The organism is Indioceanicola profundi (genome assembly GCF_003568845.1).
Lineage (GTDB): Bacteria > Pseudomonadota > Alphaproteobacteria > Azospirillales > Azospirillaceae > Indioceanicola > Indioceanicola profundi.
In genome coordinates this window covers 356,151-373,386 of sequence record NZ_CP030126.1, presented here as the reverse complement: position 1 = coordinate 373,386, position 17,236 = coordinate 356,151, and the positions used below count along the sequence as shown (strand labels likewise).

General features: G+C 69.1%; 18 protein-coding genes and 1 riboswitch. Of the genes, 9 read left to right on the top strand and 9 right to left on the bottom strand.

The window, feature by feature from the left end:
* Positions 1-22: 22 nt before the first annotated feature.
* The 4 genes from DOL89_RS01780 to DOL89_RS01765 form a co-directional block, all read right to left on the bottom strand.
* Positions 23-898 carry a DMT family transporter gene (locus DOL89_RS01780; protein ID WP_119677609.1) on the bottom strand — a complete coding sequence of 292 codons (876 nt, stop codon included), beginning with the start codon at positions 896-898 and terminating at the stop codon, positions 23-25.
* A 128-nt stretch (positions 899-1,026) separates the two neighbouring features.
* The gene (locus tag DOL89_RS01775; protein WP_119677608.1) at positions 1,027-2,418 is read right to left on the bottom strand and encodes an NAD(P)/FAD-dependent oxidoreductase; all 1,392 of its coding nucleotides are present in this window, start codon (positions 2,416-2,418) and stop codon (positions 1,027-1,029) included.
* A complete protein-coding gene (locus DOL89_RS01770) occupies positions 2,415-2,651 on the bottom strand; it encodes a hypothetical protein (protein WP_119677607.1) in 237 nt (78 codons plus the stop codon). The genes DOL89_RS01775 and DOL89_RS01770 overlap by 4 nt, the downstream gene beginning before the upstream one ends.
* 85 nt (positions 2,652-2,736) lie before the next feature.
* Entirely contained in the window at positions 2,737-2,958 is a 222-nt protein-coding gene (locus tag DOL89_RS01765; protein WP_119677606.1) for a hypothetical protein, read from the bottom strand.
* A 115-nt stretch (positions 2,959-3,073) separates the two neighbouring features.
* Between DOL89_RS01765 and DOL89_RS01760 the strand changes: the two genes are divergently transcribed.
* The gene (locus tag DOL89_RS01760; RefSeq protein ID WP_162937272.1) at positions 3,074-4,456 is read left to right on the top strand and encodes a DUF2254 domain-containing protein; all 1,383 of its coding nucleotides are present in this window, start codon (positions 3,074-3,076) and stop codon (positions 4,454-4,456) included.
* 188 nt (positions 4,457-4,644) lie between these two features.
* Complete coding sequence (locus DOL89_RS01755) at positions 4,645-5,010, top strand: hypothetical protein (protein WP_119677604.1); 366 nt, start codon at positions 4,645-4,647, stop codon at positions 5,008-5,010.
* A gap of 3 nt (positions 5,011-5,013) precedes the next feature.
* Here the strand turns inward: DOL89_RS01755 and DOL89_RS01750 are convergent, their stop codons facing one another.
* Positions 5,014-5,448 carry a hemerythrin domain-containing protein gene (locus DOL89_RS01750; protein ID WP_119677603.1) on the bottom strand — a complete coding sequence of 145 codons (435 nt, stop codon included), beginning with the start codon at positions 5,446-5,448 and terminating at the stop codon, positions 5,014-5,016.
* A gap of 68 nt (positions 5,449-5,516) precedes the next feature.
* Positions 5,517-6,269 (bottom strand): phosphate signaling complex protein PhoU, encoded by a 753-nt coding sequence (gene phoU, locus DOL89_RS01745; protein ID WP_225889856.1) that lies wholly within the window; start codon positions 6,267-6,269, stop codon positions 5,517-5,519.
* Positions 6,270-6,391: 122 nt separating this feature from the next.
* Between phoU and DOL89_RS01740 the strand changes: the two genes are divergently transcribed.
* Complete coding sequence (locus DOL89_RS01740; RefSeq protein WP_119677602.1) at positions 6,392-7,693, top strand: pentapeptide repeat-containing protein; 1,302 nt, start codon at positions 6,392-6,394, stop codon at positions 7,691-7,693.
* Positions 7,694-7,703: 10 nt separating this feature from the next.
* Here the strand turns inward: DOL89_RS01740 and DOL89_RS01735 are convergent, their stop codons facing one another.
* On the bottom strand, positions 7,704-8,276 hold the full coding sequence (locus DOL89_RS01735) for an ATP/GTP-binding protein (RefSeq protein WP_119677601.1): 573 nt from the start codon (positions 8,274-8,276) through the stop codon (positions 7,704-7,706).
* A gap of 120 nt (positions 8,277-8,396) precedes the next feature.
* Positions 8,397-8,652: riboswitch (cobalamin riboswitch) on the top strand.
* A gap of 229 nt (positions 8,653-8,881) precedes the next feature.
* Here DOL89_RS01735 and DOL89_RS01730 point away from each other — a divergent pair.
* From DOL89_RS01730 to DOL89_RS01710, 5 genes are all read left to right on the top strand, one after another.
* A complete protein-coding gene (locus tag DOL89_RS01730) occupies positions 8,882-10,840 on the top strand; it encodes a TonB-dependent receptor plug domain-containing protein (RefSeq protein ID WP_205574617.1) in 1,959 nt (652 codons plus the stop codon).
* A gap of 64 nt (positions 10,841-10,904) precedes the next feature.
* Positions 10,905-11,744 (top strand): ABC transporter substrate-binding protein, encoded by an 840-nt coding sequence (locus DOL89_RS01725; RefSeq protein WP_162937270.1) that lies wholly within the window; start codon positions 10,905-10,907, stop codon positions 11,742-11,744.
* Positions 11,741-12,736: a FecCD family ABC transporter permease gene (locus tag DOL89_RS01720; RefSeq protein WP_162937269.1), complete on the top strand. Its 996-nt coding sequence runs from the start codon at positions 11,741-11,743 to the stop codon at positions 12,734-12,736. The genes DOL89_RS01725 and DOL89_RS01720 overlap by 4 nt, the downstream gene beginning before the upstream one ends.
* A complete protein-coding gene (locus DOL89_RS01715) occupies positions 12,736-13,539 on the top strand; it encodes an ABC transporter ATP-binding protein (RefSeq protein WP_119677598.1) in 804 nt (267 codons plus the stop codon). The genes DOL89_RS01720 and DOL89_RS01715 overlap by 1 nt, the downstream gene beginning before the upstream one ends.
* Positions 13,506-14,294, top strand: a complete 789-nt coding sequence (locus DOL89_RS01710; RefSeq protein WP_119677597.1) for an energy transducer TonB — start codon at positions 13,506-13,508, stop codon at positions 14,292-14,294. Before DOL89_RS01715 ends, DOL89_RS01710 begins: the two co-directional genes overlap by 34 nt.
* An 18-nt stretch (positions 14,295-14,312) precedes the next feature.
* Here DOL89_RS01710 and DOL89_RS01705 read toward each other — a convergent pair whose 3' ends face one another.
* Positions 14,313-14,861: a MarR family winged helix-turn-helix transcriptional regulator gene (locus tag DOL89_RS01705; RefSeq protein ID WP_119677596.1), complete on the bottom strand. Its 549-nt coding sequence runs from the start codon at positions 14,859-14,861 to the stop codon at positions 14,313-14,315.
* A 383-nt stretch (positions 14,862-15,244) separates the two neighbouring features.
* On the opposite strand from DOL89_RS01705, the gene aguB reads away from it, so the two are divergent.
* Complete coding sequence (gene aguB, locus DOL89_RS01700) at positions 15,245-16,120, top strand: N-carbamoylputrescine amidase (RefSeq protein WP_119677595.1); 876 nt, start codon at positions 15,245-15,247, stop codon at positions 16,118-16,120.
* Between the two features lie 59 nt (positions 16,121-16,179).
* Here the strand turns inward: aguB and DOL89_RS01695 are convergent, their stop codons facing one another.
* Positions 16,180-17,211, bottom strand: a complete 1,032-nt coding sequence (locus DOL89_RS01695; RefSeq protein WP_119677594.1) for a histone deacetylase family protein — start codon at positions 17,209-17,211, stop codon at positions 16,180-16,182.
* Between the last annotated feature and the right edge of the window lie 25 nt (positions 17,212-17,236).

Sequence of the window (17,236 nt, the reverse complement as noted above, 5' to 3'; positions counted from 1 at the left end):
AGCAGCAGCCCTGCTTCCCGATTCAGCGTTTAAGCACCAGCGCCACCCCGGCCGCAGTCACCCCCATCCCGGCAAGCGCCAGCCAGCCCAGCGTCTCCCCGAACAGGGCCCAGGCCATCAGGGCCGTGGTGGGCGGGGTGAGATAGAACAGGCTGGCGACCCGCGACGCCGCGCCCTGCCGGATCAGAAAATAGAGCAGGAAGACCGCGCCGACGGAAAGGACGAGGCAGAGCCAGCCGAGAGCGAAGACGAACTCTCCCGTCCACCGCACCTGCATGGTCTCCGTCAGCGGTGCCAGGATGGCGAACAACAGGGCGGACGCGGCGTACTGGATGGCGGTGCCGCTGCGCAGGTCCATGCCGGCGCAATGGCGCTTCTGATAGAGCGTGCCTGCCGTGATTCCGAGCAGGGCCACCACGGCCAGGGCCAGCGCCCAGCCCAGGCCGGAGCGCAGGGCCAGCTTTTCCCAGACCACCAGCGCCACGCCGACGAGGCCGAGCGCGAACCCCGTCCACTGCCGCCCGGTCAGCCGCTCCCCCAACAGCGGGCCGGCCGCGATGGCGGTCAGAAGCGGCTGCAGCCCGACGATCAGGGCCACGGTTCCGGCGGGGAGCCCCTGCGAGATGGCGCTGAATACTCCGCCGAGATAGGTGCCATGGACCAGCAGGCCGGCCAGCGCGATCCGCCCCGCCTCCCCCGCTGTCCGCGGCCAGGGCGCACGCAGGACAAGCGCCACGGCCCCGAGCAGCAGCGCCGTCAGCACCATCCGGATCAGCAGGAAGGTGAGCGGTTCGGCATAGGGCAGGCCGAGCTTGCCGCCGATGAAGCCCGTGCTCCACAACAGCACGAAGAGCCCCGGCGCGAACAGGGCCAAGGCGGCGCGCGGCGGTGTCGACATGGGATCGGTCACAGATTCCGGTCACGGGGCCGCCCGGACTGACGCGCTCCGCCGCCCGGCCGTGCGGCCCCGCACCAGGGACCGCAGGCTTCCTTTACCACCGTGCCTGTCGGCTTGCACCGTCCGGATCAGCTATCCCGCACGGGAGCAGGGTTGCGCCTCGGCCGGCGGATGATCTCCACATCCGTGATGAGGCGCGCTCCACGCTGGTAGGTGGCATAGCGCCAGAGCCACTGGATGGTGACCAGCAGCCGCTTTTCGAACCCCACCAGCAGATAGACATGGATGATGGCCCAGAGGACCCAGGCCATCCATCCGGTCAGCTTGCGCTTGCCGAAGTCGAAGACGGCGGCGTTGCGCCCCACGATGGCGGTGTTGCCGCGGTTGTGGAACCTGAAGGGCGGAAGCGGCGCCCCATCCGTCAGGTTGCGGGCCAGCGCCTTGCCCAGATGATCGCCCTGCTGTTTGGCGACCTGGGCCAGGCCGGGGAGCGGCTTCCCGTCCTCCCCCAGCGTCAGCGTGGTGTCGCCCAGGGCATAGACACCATCCAGCCCGGGAACGGACAGGTCGGGGTTGACCTTGATGCGTCCGGCGCGGTCGATCTCGACCCCCAGCCAGCGTCCGGCCGGGCTGGCCGCAACGCCCGCCCCCCAGACGATGGTGGAGGCCGGGATGAACTCCCCGGCGACCACGACCCCGTCCGCCCGCACCTCCTGCACCGCCTTGTTCAGAAGGATTTCGACGCCCTTCTTCTTCAGCGCGTCGTGGGAATAGGCCGACAGGTCTTCGGGGAAGGAGGCGAGGATGCGGGGTCCCGCCTCCACCAGCAGGATGCGGGTCTTGGCCGGGTCGATCCGGCGGAAGTCGCGCGCCAGGGTATAGCGCGCCAGCTCCGCCACCGCCCCGGCCATTTCCACGCCGGTTGGGCCGCCGCCGACGATGACGACGGTGAGCAGCCGCTGCTGCTCCACCGGATCGTCGCAGGTTTCCGCCTGCTCGAAGGACAGCAGCAGCCTGGCGCGCAGGGTACGCGCATCCTCCACCGTCTTCAGGCCGGGGGCATGGGTGGCCCAGTCGTCATGGCCGAAATAGCTGTAGGTGGAGCCGGTGGCGATGATCAGCCGATCATAGCGCAACGCGGCCCCGCCGCCGGCCAGCTTCACCTCCCTGGCGGCGGCATCGATCCCAGTCACCTCCCCCAGCACAACGTCGATGTTGCGGTGGCGCGACAGGATCTTCCGGATCGGCTCGGCGATATCCGCCGGGGACAGGGCGGCGCTGGCGACCTGATAGAGCAGCGGCACGAACAGATGATGGTTGCGGCGGTCCACCACCGTGACCCGGGCCCGGGTTCCGCCCAGCGCCGCGGCCGCGGCAATGCCGCCGAAGCCGCCGCCAATGATCACCACATGCGGCCGGTCGTCCACCGGCGCCGGCGTCACGTCCGCTCTCGCGCCCGTTCCGGCAGTTACATCCTGCCCCTCGGAGGAACCGGTTGTCAGGGAAGGATTTACGGTCATCGGCGGCTCAGTCTCGTCAAGTGGGCGTAGGACCCCTCCCGCTCCGACACGCGGAGCAGGTACAGCTTCCGACCGGTTCTGGCCTCATGCACGGTGATCACGTCCCCGGGGCTGAGCAGCCAGTCGGGATCGTACAACTCCCGTACCCGTCCCGGCAGTTCATTGCAGCTCCAATGCTGGCCGTAGGGGGTGCGGGCCTCGAGCACGAGGTCCGCTGTGCGCTGTTCCGGCATGGCTTGGTCCGATCATCGCCAGGATTCGGTCCAACAACGGACCGCTATGTTCGTCCCATTCCGGCAGCCGCACTTCTGCCGGCTGTCACGACAGCAGATTCAGCGTCGGGTCCGCGGGAGCCGGCGGTTCCGCGCCGTCACCGACCTCGGCGGCGACGCGGTCGGCTGGAACATCCACCTCGACGAAATGATCGGCTGCGCCGAGATGGATGCGGCACCCCGTTCCCTGTGCGACCACCAGGGTCACCCGGCGCGGATTGATGAAGCAGTCGTTCCCGTCGAGCGTCCGATAATTCAGCAGATCCATGATCAGCCTTTGCGCTGTTGATCCTGTTCCAACAGGCGCGGTGCGCGGGCCGTCACGGAATGGCCCAGCCCGGCCGCTGTTCCCAGTCGGGCCATTCGAAGGGTCGTCCAGAATCATGCTGAGCAAGCTGTCCGCGTTGAGAGAAAGCCTGCGCACCAGCCTATGGCCGGCGCCGGTCGGGCTGAGCATCGTTGCCGCGCTGCTCTGGTGGGGCGCCTACAGCCTGGACTCGATCCTTGTTCCTGAGGACCTGCCCCGCCATGTGCTGCTGACCGCCGGCAGCGGGGACGATGCCCGCAACCTGCTGACGGCGCTGGTGAGCTCGCTCATCACACTGGCCGGCGTGATGTTCTCCATCACCATGGTGGTCCTGTCGCTGGCCGCCAACCAGTTCGGCTCCCGCCTTGTTCGAACCTACACCAGCGACCCCCGCACCCAGCTCTCACTCGGCGTCTTCACCATGACCGTCGTCTACGGTCTGCTGGCGCTCCGCACGGTGCAGAAAGACATGCCGGCGGCGGAGGTGCCGCAGATCACGGTTGCGGTGGCGCTGCTGCTTGCCCTGATCTGCCTCGTGGTCATGCTGCTGTTCCTCAGCGTCGTGGCCCGGCTGGTCGTGGCGGACAATGTCATCGAGCGGGTCTCTGCGGAGCTGGAGAGCGGCATCAAGGGCCTCCCCATCGCCAACGGCGCCCCGTCAACCGTGGGCCAGGGAGAGGACAAGGTCCCCGATGAGCTGTTCCGGGATTTCGCCATCGTCCGCTCCACCGAGGAGGGCTACGTTCAGGCCGTGGAGTATGGCGATCTGGCCAAGTCCGCCTGCGAGGCCGACGTGGTGATCCGGCTGGACTACCGGGCCGGCGCCTTCATGTGCCGGCATGGCTGGCTGGCGCAGGTTTCCCCGCCGGACCGGCTGACCCCGGAGCTTGAGACGCTCATCCAGAAGCACGTCCTGATCGGCGACCAGAGGACGCCCACGCAGGATCTGGAGTTTCCGATCCGCCATATGGTGGACATCGCCCTGCGCGCTTTATCGCCCGGCATCAACGACCCCAATACGGCCATGGCGGTGGTCGACCGGCTGCGCGGTGCGCTGTCCCGGCTCATGGGCCGGCAACTGCCCGGCATCACCTATAAGGACGAGCAAGGCACAATCCGGATCGTGGCGAAGCGGACCGGCTTCGACGGCATCTTCGATGCGGCCTTCAACCAGATCCGGCAGGCGGGCGCGGCAAAGCCCGCCATGGCGATCCACCTGCTGGGCTCCATCGCCCGGCTGGCCGAGCATATCCGCACGGCGGAGCAGCGGGACAGCCTGATGAAGCACGCGGAGATGACAGCCGCAGCCTGCCTGCGGGCGGCCGAGGAGGAGCATGACCGGGCGGATGTCAGGCTGGCGCTGGCCGCGGCGCGGCACAAAATCTGCGAGATGGGGCCCAGCGACCTGGAGAACCGGTCGGAGGGCGTGACCCGGTCGGCCGCCCTTCGCCAGGCATAATCGGCTGGCAGGCTGGCTGCCGCCGCCCGCCGCCTGGAGAGGACGGCGGGATGCACAGGCGGAGGGACGGCAGGTTCCACCCGGCTTCTCGATGGCGACGTCTGGAACCGGGCGGGGGCTGGGAAGGTTTAGACGGAGCGGACGTCCCGGACGGCCACCCGAACCCAGAAAAAGAGAGGATGGCGCGAATGGCCACCACCCCGCAGCAACCGATCATCCCATCCATGGACCAGCGACAGGCTCCGCCGGACCAGCGCGACGCTCCGCTGGATCACGCCGCCGCCACCCCCATCGAGCGCGCGGAAGGGGCGGAGCTGCGCCGCCCGCCGGAGCAGACCGGCACTGCCGCCGCTCCGCCCATCACCACAGGGGCGGAGCCGATCCGGCCGACGCCGGACGACGCCCTGCACGGCATGCCTCCGGACCTGACCCATGGCGACCACGCCCACAGGGAGGCGGACGAGGCGTTGCACTGGGGTGCGCTCGCCGCCATCGCGATCGTGGTCGGATTGTTCCTCTGGGCGCTCGGCACCCTCATCTTCACGGCGGGCTGATCCTCAGCCGCCAGCCCGGCTGCTTCGTGCCGTTTCCGTTGCCTTGGCGATCTGCTCGGGCGGCAGTTCCAGAAGAAGCGGGATCAGGTCCGTCTGCTCCACCTGCACCTGACGCTCGAACGTGTCGCGGAGATGCTCGTACTCTCCGCGCCAGGAGGCGTCGTGCCGATCCTCCCGGCGGGCCAGATCGCCGGCGAGGGTTTCCACCTCCTGCTGCAGCTCCGTCGTGGCCGCGACCGGATCGGGCCATGCCTGGGTGGCCCCCAGCACCGGATGCACAGCGGCGGTCATCATGTTTCCATGTATCGCCCAGAGGGCAGCCAGACGCGCGAACCCGTCGGCCCGTTCCTCATGCGCCTGTTGGGGACTGTTGCCGATCACCCCCAGCAGGTCGCGCGCCGCCAGATGGTCCTCGCGGATAAGGTCTGTGATCATCATGCGCGCCGTTCCTCCTGCCTCGACCGGGTAGGGAACGGCGCGCGGTGCTGACGGGTTCCGGGCCGCGCTTACGCCCCGGCGCCGTTGGCCGGCAGTTCGCCCGGCTTCACCACCTCGAAGGCGGAGAGATCCCCCTTCTCCCTTTCCTCATCCGGCAGGCGTCCGCTGATCCGGAAGCAGAGGGTTTCGGCGATGTTGGTGGCGTGGTCGCCGATCCGCTCCAGATTCTTGGCCGCGAACAGGAGATGGGTGCAGGAGGTGATCCGCTGCGGCGTCTCCATCATGTAGGTCAGCAGCTCGCGGAACAGGGAAGTGTAGGCGCGGTCCAGCTCCTGGTCGCGATCACGCACCGCCATGGCCAGTTTGATGTCATCGGCATCGTAGGCCCGCATGATGTCATGGATCATCTCGCAGGCGATCCGCCCGATCGGCCTCAGCGAGCGGGCCAGCGTGACTTCCGGCAGGGAATTCAGCGCCAGGGCCCGCTTCGCCACATTGGCCGCGAAATCCCCGACCCGCTCCAGATTGTTGGAGATGCGCAACGCCGCGATCACTTCGCGCAGGTCGCGGGCCATAGGCTGGCGAAGGGCCAACAGCCGCAGCGTGTGGGCCTCCACCTCCCGTTCGAGTTGATCGACCAGCTCATCCCGCTGCATCACCCGGGCGGCAACATCGGCGTCGCGGTCTACAATTGCCGTGATGGCGTCTGCCAGCTGCTCCGCCGTCGTTGCGCCCATGCGGGAGATCAACGCATGCAATGTCCGCAGCTCGGTGTCGTAGGCATTGACGATGTGCTTCGTTTCCGTGCGGTTTTCTTCCACGGTCTGCTCCCTCGCATGATTGCCCTACCCGAACGGATAGAAGCGCTTTCCCCAAACGTGTAATCGGGTCATAACTATTCTGGCGGCATGGTTCCGCCCGCCCTCCAGTCTAGCGGTTTTTCATGACGCCTCATGACTTGATCAACATCATTCAGAAGCATGAGCGCTGGCTAAAGCGACTGACGGGCGGCGCGCGCGCCATGATGGCGCTGGCAGACCTGCAAGGCCACAGCTTTGCAGGTGCAAATCTTCAATCCGCGAAACTATCCGGGGCGAATCTTTCGGATTGCGATTTCACCGGCGCCAATCTCAGTCTCGCCGACCTGTTCGCCGCACGTCTGAACCGGGCCGTCCTGGTGAAATGCGACCTCACCGGCGCCGACCTCCGCGGGGCGCATCTCCGCGGCGCGCGGCTGAAGGGGGCGATCCTGCGCGGGGCCGATCTTCGCGGCGGCGCGCTGTTGGACCGCCGGACGCCCACCCAGATGCGGGTGCAGCCGTCGGACATGGCCGGCGTGGATATGGATGAGGCCCAGCTTTCCAATGCCAACCTGGCCGGCGCCGACCTGACGGACAGCACTCTGGTGGGCGCCGACTGCGCCGGGGCACAGCTCACCGGCTGCAACTTCGCCCGCGCCAACATGAAGAACGCCAATCTGGCCGGCTCCGACATGCGGGGAGTCAGTCTGGTCCAGGCCAATCTGACCGGGGCCAGCCTACGCAACGCCAATCTGGCCGGCGCCGTGCTGAGCGGCGCGGTGCTACGGGGCGCGGACCTTCACGGCGCCAATCTGGAAGGCGTGGACCTCGGCGGAGTTGACATTGCGGGGGCCAATTTCACCCGGTCCGCCGACAGCTTCTCCGAATCGGTGCAGGATATGCTGGCCCAGCACAAGGTCTGGATCGAGTCCAATGGGGCCAAGGGCGAACGCGCCAATCTGGATGGTCAGGATCTGGCCCATATCGACCTGACGCGGGTCAATCTGGGCGGGGCCAGTCTGAAGGGGGCCAACCTGACCGGGGCCAAGCTGTCGGAGGCGCTGCTGGTCATGGCCGACTTCGCCAATGCGGTGCTGAAGCATGCGGACCTCAGCAGGGCCACGCTGGACGGCACGAACCTCCGCGGCTGCGACATGGCGGGCGCCTGCCTGGATCAGGCGCGGGTCGGGTCGGTGGACATCAAGGGACCTGACGGCAAGCCCACCGGCCGCAGATGGCCGGCGAATCTGAGCGGCGTGGTCCTGCAGCAGGCCAGCCTCAAGGGGGCCGTGATGCGCGACGCCAACCTGTCCGGGGCCGACCTGCGCGGGGCGGACCTGACCGATGCGGTTCTGGTCGATGCCAATCTGACCGGGGCCGATCTGGACGGGGCCGTGACCATGGGCGCTTCGCTTCCCGCCCCCGACGACCCAGACGAGGACTGACGGCTGGGCGTCAGCCTCTCCCGACCCGCTCAAGCAGCATGCCGCAGCGCTCCTCCGGCCCGGCGGCATCGCCGTCCGGCAGGATCAGCAGCCGGTCCGCCGGAATCCAGCGGCGGCACAGCCCTTCCATGATCGCCTGGAAATGAAGCTGGTGCCAGGGATTGGCGCTGCGCACCCCGTCGGCGGGGATGGGGCGCCCCCAGGGCAGGACGATCACCAGCGAATATTCCGCCATGGCGGCGACAGCACGGACCAACAGCGCCTCCGTCCCATCGGGGTCCTCCACCCCGTATCCGTTGGACAGCCAGAACGCCACGAAATCCAGGGGGGTGCGGTCGCTGACCAGACCGCCATCGGTACGGGCGAGATCGCGCGCCAGCGCATCGGCATGGCCGCGCAGCAACGACCGGTGCTCCGCCCGTGTCAGGCTGTGGAGATCGAATCCCGCCTCCAGCATGGCGCGCATCGCCTCTGGCAGCAGCGGCAGTTCCAGCGTTTGCGCCAATCTCCCGGCGAGCGTGGTCTTGCCAGTACCGGCACTTCCCGTGATTCCGAGCCTTGGTCTGTCCGTCGATCCCATCATGACGGCTTCAGGCTACCTGCCTTCCGGCGCCGCCGCCATGGTACCCAAGTATCAGATTGCACGGCTGCCCTGTGCGCCCGCAGCGGTCGGCGGCGCTTGCGGCGGCGGTTCCGCCAGGAATAGAGTGGCCCTAGCGTCGGTCCCCACGACAGGGTGAAAAGGGAACGCGTGTGCGGCCCGGTTCCAACCGGGCCTACGCCGCGGCTGCCCCCGCAACTGTGATCGGTGAGCCGGCCGCCCCCCGGGGTCCATCCCCGCGGATGCCACTGGAAACCCGCCTCCGCGCCATGTCGGCGAAAGGGGCGGCGGACTGGGAAGGCCGGGCGGCCGACAAAGACCCGAGAGCCAGGAGACCTGCCGGCGTCATGCGTCACGCGGCCATCGGGCGGGGTTGCACCGGTGGAACGGTTTTCCGTTTGCGGTGACGTGCCCGTAGGGTTGCCGTGGACGGAGGGCGCATGACGCATCCTCTGACGATCAGTCCGGTGAGGCACCGGGTCCGGCCAAGGCCGGCCCCGCGCTCCGGACGGCCGCGTGTCCGCGGCGGCCCGTCCGCAAACCGCCGGCCGGCCCTGTCCAGGCGCCGTCCGGCCGCCTGTCCTGACATGATGACCAAAGCAAAACTGTTCCCCCTGGGCCTCGCCCTCGCCCTTCCAATCCTTCCCCTGCCGGCTGTCGCGCAGTCCTCGAGCGAGGTGGAGGAGATGGTGATCACCGCCACCCGCGTCCGCACGCCGGTCAGCCGCCTGCCGGCGGGCATCAGCCTCGTCACCCGCGCCGAGATCGAGGCCAGCGGCTGGCAGACCCTGCCCGACGCCCTGCGCCTTTTGCCCGGCGCCAGCGTGGTGAGCAGCGGCGGTCCCGGTGCCAACACCTCCGTCTTCCTGCGCGGCACCAACAGCGACCATGTGCTGGTCCTGCTGGACGGGCTTCCGGTCAACGATCCGTCCCTGGCTGCCGGCGCCTACAATTTCGGTGACGACGTGCTGGGCGGCCTGCAACGGATCGAGGTGGTGCGCGGCCCGGCCAGCACGCTCTACGGTTCCAACGCCATCGGCGGCGTCATCAACCTGATCACCCGCGCCGGGGCCGACCGGCCGGCGGTGGCGGAGATCGACCTCGGACTGGGCACCGACGGGACCAAGCGCGGCACGGCCGGCCTGTTCGGCACCATGGGCCGGCTGGATTACGGCCTCAGCCTGCAGGGCTTCACCACCGATGGCGACAACGCCACGCCGGACCGGCTGACCGGCGGCGATGGGGAGGAGAACGGGTTCGACAACCTCACCGCCATCGCCAAGGCCGTGTACCGGCTGGACGCCGCCCGGTTGGAGGGGCTGGTCCGCTGGCGCGAGTCGGATGCGGACATCGACAATGTTCCGCTGGACGACCCGAACTCCCAAGCAAGGGCGGAGCAGTTGAGCTGGCAGACGGCCGGTGAGCTGGACCTGCTGGCCGGCGCGCTGACCTCCCGCCTCGCGGTGGGGCAGAGCATCTATGACCGCCGCTTCACCAACGCCCCCGATGCCGTGGACGGCGGCAGCAGCAATGACCGGTTCGAAGGCGCCCGCACCAGCGTGGACTGGCAGAACAGCTACGCTCTGCCCGGCCTGCCGGTGCTGCGCGATGCCGTCCTGGTGGCCGGCGCCAGCTATGTGCATGAGACAGTGGAGCTGGACACGCGGCAGGAGTCGGAGTTCGGCCCCTTCACCCAGCAGGTGGATGCGGAGGCCGACGGCGTCGCCCTGTTCGCCCATGCGCAGGCCCGTGTCGCCGGCCGCCTGAACCTGACCGCCGGGCTGCGCCACGACCGACCGGACGATTACGGCAGCCGCACCACTTGGCGGCTGGGCGGCGTGGTGGAGGTGCCGGAGTTGAACAGCCGGCTGACCGCCGCCGTCGGCACCGCCTACAAGGCCCCCGGCCTGTATGACCGCTACGGCGTGAATAATTTCGGCTATCAGGGCAATCCCGACCTGGAAGCCGAGGAGAGCTTTGGCTGGGAAGCCGGGGTCGAGACCGATCTGGCCGCCGCCGGCCGGGCGGATTTCGCCACGCTGGGCATCACCTGGTTCGCCAATGATGTCGACGATCTGATCCAGTACGACTTCGTCAGCAACAGCTCCATCAACATCGACGAGGCGGAGGTGGAGGGCGTGGAAGCCAGCCTGGAGCTGCGCCCTACCGACTGGGCGGAGCTGCGCGCCTCCTGGACCTGGACCGACGCCCGTGATGGGCGCACCGGCGCCCGTCTGGCCCGCCGGCCGGAGAACGCCATCAGCCTGCTCGGCCGCTTCACCCCGGTGGAGGGCCTGTCCCTGTCGCCGGAGGCGCAGTTCGTGGGCCAGCGGCAGGATGTCGTCTATGGCGATGACGGCAGCTTCCTGGGCAATCAGGGCGTTGGCGGCTACTGGCTGGTCAATCTGGCCGTGACCTATGCCGTGCTGGACGATGTGGAGCTTTATGCCAGGGCCACGAACCTGGCAGACCGCGCCATCGAGAACCCGAACGGCTTCGCCCAGCCCGACCGCGGCGTGCTGGCCGGCGTCAGGGCGCGGTTCTGATGCGGCGGGCGGCGGGCATGATGGCGGCAGCGCTGCTCCTGGGGGGCTTTCGGCGTCCGCCGGCATGGCGTCCGACCGCCCACAAGTGACGGGGGAGACGCCGCGGCGCGTCGTCTCCCTCAATCTCTGTACCGACCAGTTGGCGGCGCTGCTGCTCCCGCCGGAGCGGATCGCCGCCCTGTCCTTCCTGTCCCGTGACGAGGGGCTGTCCCATGTGGCCGGTCTGGCTCGGGACCTGCCCGTCGTCCAGGGCATGGCGGAGGAAGTGCTGGAGCTGGCCCCCGATCTGGTCCTGGCCGGCAGCTTCACCACCCGGCCCACGGTCGCGTTGCTGAAGGCGCGCGGCGTGCCGGTGCTGGAGCTGGGCCTGATCTCCAACTTCGACGACATCCGCACCCAGACCCGTGAAATTGCCGCCGCCCTCGGCGTCCCGGAGCGCGGCGAGGAGCTGCTGAAGGAGATGGAGGCGAAGCTGGCCGCCGCCGCACCTTCGGATGCCGCCCGGCCCAGCGCCCTGACCTTCGCGCCCGGCGGCTTCACTGCTGGGTCCGGCACGCTGTCGGATGCGGTCATGCAGGCGGCGGGACTGGAGAACTACGCCGCTGGTCAGGGCCTGATCGGCTACGGCTATCTGCCGGTGGAGACGGTGGCCGCCAGCCCGCCCGACCTGCTGGTGGCCGATACGGACCCGGACGGCTATCCGTCCCTGTCCGGCCGGCTGCTGGCCCACCCGGCGCTGGCCCGCAGCGTGGGACCGGAGGCGCGGCCGCAGGTTCCAGGAAGCCTCTGGACCTGCGGCGGGCCGTTCACGGCGGATGCCGTGACCCTGCTGGCCGAGGCGCGCGCACGGCTGCTGCAACGGGCAGCGCCTCAGGTCGCGCAGGCTCCGGAACGGTCGCCATGAGCATGGCCGGACGTCTGATCTTCCCGGCCATGGCGCTTCTGGTCGGCCTGCTGTTCATCGGCTCCCTGGCTATCGGTCCGAGCGCCGTATCGTTGGGCACCGCCCTGGCCGACTGGTGGGCCGGCGGGGACAGCACGGCCGCTGTCATCTTCGCTGAAATCCGCCTGCCGCGCGCCCTGCTGGGCTTGGCGGTGGGCGGGGTGCTGGGCCTGTCAGGTGCGGCCTTGCAGGGGCTGCTGCGCAATCCCCTGGCCGAGCCGGGACTGATCGGCGTGTCCGCCACGGCGGCACTGGGGGCGGTGATCGCCTTCTACAGCGGCTGGTCCCTTGTAGTGCCGCTGGCTCTGCCTATCGGCGGCATCGCCGGAGCGCTGGTTGCGGTGGCGCTGATCTACGCGCTGGCCGGGCGGGACGCCGGCGTGCTGACCCTGATCCTGGCCGGCGTCGCCGTGAGCAGCCTGGCCGGGGCGCTGACCTCCCTGGCACTGTCCCTTTCCCCCAACCCCTTCGCCCTGGCGGAAATCGTGTTCTGGATGCTGGGCTCCCTCGCCGACCGCAGCATGCAGCATGTCCTGGTCTCCGCGCCCTTCATGCTGGCGGGCGCCGCCATGCTGCTGACCACCGGCCGGGCGCTGGACGCGCTGAGCCTGGGGGAGGACACGGCGCGCTCCATGGGATTCGAGCTGGGGCGGACGGGTGCGCTCGTCATCGTCGGCACGGCGCTGGCCGTGGGGGCCGCGGTGGCGGTAACGGGGGCCATCGGCTTCATCGGCCTGATCGTGCCGCACCTCCTGCGCCCCCTGGTGGGGCACCAGCCCTCCCGCCTGCTGCCGCTGTCGGCGCTGGGCGGGGCGGCGCTGATCCTGGCCGCCGATATCGCCGTGCGGCTGGGCGGGCCGGGACCGGAGCTGAAGCTGGGCGTGGTGACGGCCCTGCTGGGCGCGCCCTTCTTCCTGGCGCTGGTGCTGCGCACCCGCCGGAGCATGGCGTGATGGTCACGATGGGCGAGCTGGCCGCCATCGGCGTAACCCATGGCTATGGCTCCCGGACGGTGCTGGCCGGGGTGGAGCTGCGCATCGGCCCCGGCGAACTGGTGGGGTTGATCGGTCCGAACGGGGCCGGCAAATCCAGCCTGCTGCGCTGCATGGCCGGGCTGGCGCAGCCCCGCGGCGGCAAGGTCCTGCTGGACGGACAACCCTTGGACAAGGTCCCGGCCAACCGCCGCGCCCAGCGCCTAGCCTATCTGGCCCAGGGCGCGGAGGTCCATTGGCCGCTGACGGTGGAGCGGCTGGTAGCCCTGGGCCGGCTTCCTCATCTCGGCCCGTGGAGCCGGCCCGACGATGCGGACACGCATGCCATCGAACGGGCGATGGAGCTGTGCGACGTGGCCAGCCTCCGCTCCCGCACCGCCACCACCCTGTCGGGCGGCGAGCGGGCGCGGGTGCTGCTGGCGCGGGCGCTGGCGGCGGAGCCGGCGCTGCTTCTGGCCGATGAACCGGTTGCCGGGCTGGACCCGTATCACCAATTGCAGGTCATGGATGTTCTCTGCGCCCGCGCTGCCGCGGGCACCGGAGTCTTGATGGTTCTGCACGACCTCACACTGGCGGCGCGGTTCTGCAGCCGCGTGGCGCTGCTGCATCAGGGGCGCGTGGCCGCCGATGGCCCGCCGGGCGAGGTGCTGCGCCCCGGCCTGCTGGAAGAAGTCTATGGCGTCCGCATGGCCGCCGCCCGGCTGGACAGCGGGGAGACGGTGCATCTGCCGTGGGAGCCGCTGGCGCGCGGATCGGGGCGGTGACGGCGGAACTGCACGCGCCGGCGCCTGCGACGCTGGCGGATGCATCCCGACGGAACGCCTCCCGCCGCGATGCCCGCGCCATTCTGGTTTCGGCCGTGCTGCATCTGGCCGGACTGTCTGCCCTCGCGCTGGTCCTGAATCCGTCGCCCGCACGCCTACCCGCCCCCCTTCCCGTGGAGCTGGTTCCGCCGGAAGAGCTGGCGGCAACGGCGCGCGCGGGGCAGGCCCTGCCGGAGCTGCCGCGAATCGAGCTGCCGACCACGTTGGGCGCGGCGGGTCAGGGAATGACCGGGCCGGGACTGCCGGAGCTGGCGGATAGCTGGCCGGGCGTGCCGGTGCGCATCCGCCCGCCCCGCCTGAGCGCCAGCAGTTCCCAGGGACTGCGCGCGCCCGACCTTCCGCCGCCCATTCCGGCGATGGAGGGGTACGATCTGGAATCGGCGTTGCAGAAGGCGGATGCCGCGCCCGGACGCCGGCCGGTGGCTGCCCGCAGCCATCCCGACAATCCCCCGCCGCTCTATCCCGATTCGGCGAAGCGGCTGGGCCTTCAGGGGGAGGCGGTGGTGCGGGTGACCGTGGCTCCCGACGGAACGCCGGAAAAGCTGATCCTGGTGGAAAGCAGCGGCTGGTCCGTGCTGGACGATGCAGCGCTCGAAACCGTGCGGCAGTGGCGCTTCCTTCCCGGACAGGAAGGCGGGGCCGAAGTCCGCAGCACCATCGAACTGCCTATCGTTTTCAGCCTCAACGATGGCTGACGCGGCCGGCGGGCGGTTTTAATCCAGGTCCAGATCGCCGAAGGGATTGTGACCGGGGTTGTTGGCGTCGAGGCTGTCGATCATCTGGACCAGTGCGCCACGGAGCGTTGGAAGGAGTTCCAACGGAATCTGGCTGATCGCCACCCGCTCCACCTCCGCCGCCATGGGCTGCAACACGTCACGGAGCGCCTTGCCCTTCGGGGTGAGATAGATGTTGACCTTGCGGCGGTCCTGCGTGTTGCGGCACCGCTCCACCAGCCCGCGCCGCTCCATACTGTTCAAGGCGGTCACGGTGGTGGGTTCCATCATGCCGACCCGCTGGCTCAACTCCCGCTGTGTGAGCCCATCCTCCTCCCACAGGGCGCGGAGGAAGAACCACTGGCCCATGCTGACGCCATGGGGAACGATCCGTTCCTGGAGAGCGCGCGCGAAGGCGCGGTGCAGGTCCCGCAGAACCTGGCTGAACCCCACCTCTTCCAGCGAGGTTCCGATGGCGACCCTGCGCCTGCCGATCGGACCATTGCCGATCCGATCAGGTCCCGAACGGTGATCGCTCTTGTCCGACATCGATTGAACCCATGCTGCACTTGGTGGAATCCGGCCATCCGGCCCGGCATGGCCGGCGAACCGCACCGCCGGCCCTGGCATACCATGCCGCCGGTCGCACTCTACAGAAGAATTACCACCTATTATAGCTGGATTCTTGGTGGTGACCGCCCTGCCCAGGTCCGGGTTCATCTCCGGCCTTTGGCAAAATCCTAGCGCAAAAATTGTCTCCCGGCATTGGCGACAGTGCGAAAATCCAAGCGGACGGGCTACCACCGAGCGGCATGCGTGATACGAATGTCAGAGGACACAAAGGATGGGATTTTCCCATCCGGCACAGCCCCCATCTGGGGCGGCTGTGAGCCGGCGCTTCGCCGGTGATCATTCGGGGGGAGAGATTAGAGATGCGTCAGGTCACCGTGGCCGCCACCCAGTTCGCCTGCAGCTGGGACCGCCAGGGCAATGTGGACAAGGCGGAGGAGATGGTGCGCCGCGCCCATGGGAAGGGCGCGCAGATCATCCTTCTCCAGGAGCTGTTCGAGACGCCCTACTTCTGCAAGGACCAGAAGCCGGAGCTGTTCGAGCTGGCCGCCCCGGTGGAAGGCCACCCGGTCCTGACGCGCATGAGCCGGCTGGCGAAGGAGCTTCGGGTGGTCCTGCCGGTCAGCTTCTTCGAGCAGGCGAATACCGCCTACTACAACTCGCTCGCCATGATCGACGCCGACGGCACGATCCTGGGCGTCTACCGCAAGAGCCATATCCCCGACGGGCCGGGCTATCAGGAGAAGTTCTACTTCAGCCCCGGCGACACAGGCTTCCAGGTCTACCACACCCGCTATGCCCGGCTGGGCACCGCGATCTGCTGGGACCAGTGGTTCCCGGAGACGGCGCGCTCCATGGCGCTGCAAGGGGCGGAAATCCTCTGCTACCCGACCGCCATCGGGTCGGAGCCGCAGGATTCCGGTCTCGACAGCCGCGACCACTGGCAGCGCGTCATGCAGGGCCATGCCGGCGCCAACCTGATGCCGCTGGTCGCCAGCAACCGCATCGGGCGCGAGGAGGCGGAGAGCTGCGGCATCACCTTCTACGGCTCCAGCTTCATCGCCGGGCCGAAGGGGGAGAAGATCGCCGAGGCCGACCGGGAGAGCGAGGCGGTGCTGACCGCCACCTTCGACCTGGACGAGGTGGCCCGCACCCGCGCCTCCTGGGGCGTGTTCCGCGACCGCCGGCCGGAGCTGTACGGCGCGCTGCTGACCCTGGACGGCAAGCCGCGCCGCTGATCCCGGCAGCACAGAGACAGCAAGGGGCCGCTCCCGTCAGGGGGCGGCCCCTTTTGCGTTCAGCGCCCGACGAAGCCGGTCAGCACGTTCGCCACGTTCACCCCCAGCGCATCCACCGCATAGCCGCCTTCCAGCACGAACAGGGTGGGCAGGCCGGCCCCGCCGATCTGCGCGCCCAGGCGCAGGAAGTCCGGCGTCTGCAGCTTGAAGCGGGAAATCGGGTCGCCGACGAAGGTGTCCGCGCCCAGGGAGACGACCAGCGCCTCCGCCCCGAAGGCGGCGATCCGGTCCAGAGCCGCGGACAGCGCCCCCGTATAGCTTGCCCAGTCGGTACCGATGGGCAGGGGCATGTTCAGATTCGCCCCCTCCCCCGGCCCTTCCCCGACCTCGTCGGCATAGCCGCTGAAATAGGGGTATTCGTCGTCCGGATCGGCGTGGAGGGAGACGGTGAGCACATCGCCCCGCTTCCAGAAGATTTCCTGCGTTCCGTTGCCGTGGTGATAATCCACATCCAGCACCGCCACCCGCGCCGCACCCCGGTCGCGCAGGAGCTGGGCCGCGATGGCGGCGTTGTTCAGGAAGCAGTAACCGCCATAGAAATCCGTGCCGGCATGGTGCCCCGGCGGCCGGCACAGGGCGAAAGCCGACCGCTCCGCCCCCGACGCCAGCAGCGCCGCGCCGTTCGCCGCGGACTGCGCCCCCGCATAGGCGGCGCGCCAGGTTCCCGCCGTGATCGGCGTTCCGGCATCATAGCTGTGATAGCCCAACTGCCCGTCCAGGCTGGACGGCCGGCGGCGGCGCATGTTCGGCGCGATCCAGTTCAGCGGCAGGATGTCGTAATCGCCCCGCTCCTCCAGCCAGCGGCCCCATACGGTCTTCAGGAAATCCACATAGACGCCGTCATGGACCCGGCGGATCGGCTCCTCCCCCAGATCCTGCGGCGTCTGGATGGGCCCCAACCCGGCGGCGGCCACCTGCCGGTACACGATTTCCGCCCGCTCCGGCTTCTCGAAGCAGGGGACGAGCTTCCCGTCATTCAGCTCGGCCCGGCCGTGCTGAAGCCGGTGATCCTCGGAATAGAAGATGCGCATAGGGAACTCCGCTTCCGTCAACAAC

Bases quoted from the DNA above. Each gene is read 5' to 3' on its own strand.
- DOL89_RS01780 (WP_119677609.1), bottom strand. From the start codon at position 898: ATGTCGACACCGCCGCGCGCCGCCTTGGCCCTGTTCGCGCCGGGGCTC.
- DOL89_RS01775 (WP_119677608.1), bottom strand. From the start codon at position 2,418: ATGACCGTAAATCCTTCCCTGACAACCGGTTCCTCCGAGGGGCAGGAT.
- DOL89_RS01770 (WP_119677607.1), bottom strand. From the start codon at position 2,651: ATGCCGGAACAGCGCACAGCGGACCTCGTGCTCGAGGCCCGCACCCCC.
- DOL89_RS01765 (WP_119677606.1), bottom strand. From the start codon at position 2,958: ATGGATCTGCTGAATTATCGGACGCTCGACGGGAACGACTGCTTCATC.
- DOL89_RS01760 (WP_162937272.1), top strand. From the start codon at position 3,074: ATGCTGAGCAAGCTGTCCGCGTTGAGAGAAAGCCTGCGCACCAGCCTA.
- DOL89_RS01755 (WP_119677604.1), top strand. From the start codon at position 4,645: ATGGCCACCACCCCGCAGCAACCGATCATCCCATCCATGGACCAGCGA.
- DOL89_RS01750 (WP_119677603.1), bottom strand. From the start codon at position 5,448: ATGATGATCACAGACCTTATCCGCGAGGACCATCTGGCGGCGCGCGAC.
- DOL89_RS01740 (WP_119677602.1), top strand. From the start codon at position 6,392: ATGACGCCTCATGACTTGATCAACATCATTCAGAAGCATGAGCGCTGG.
- DOL89_RS01735 (WP_119677601.1), bottom strand. From the start codon at position 8,276: ATGATGGGATCGACGGACAGACCAAGGCTCGGAATCACGGGAAGTGCC.
- DOL89_RS01730 (WP_205574617.1), top strand. From the start codon at position 8,882: ATGATGACCAAAGCAAAACTGTTCCCCCTGGGCCTCGCCCTCGCCCTT.
- DOL89_RS01725 (WP_162937270.1), top strand. From the start codon at position 10,905: ATGGCGTCCGACCGCCCACAAGTGACGGGGGAGACGCCGCGGCGCGTC.
- DOL89_RS01720 (WP_162937269.1), top strand. From the start codon at position 11,741: ATGAGCATGGCCGGACGTCTGATCTTCCCGGCCATGGCGCTTCTGGTC.
- DOL89_RS01715 (WP_119677598.1), top strand. From the start codon at position 12,736: ATGGTCACGATGGGCGAGCTGGCCGCCATCGGCGTAACCCATGGCTAT.
- DOL89_RS01705 (WP_119677596.1), bottom strand. From the start codon at position 14,861: ATGTCGGACAAGAGCGATCACCGTTCGGGACCTGATCGGATCGGCAAT.
- aguB (WP_119677595.1), top strand. From the start codon at position 15,245: ATGCGTCAGGTCACCGTGGCCGCCACCCAGTTCGCCTGCAGCTGGGAC.
- DOL89_RS01695 (WP_119677594.1), bottom strand. From the start codon at position 17,211: ATGCGCATCTTCTATTCCGAGGATCACCGGCTTCAGCACGGCCGGGCC.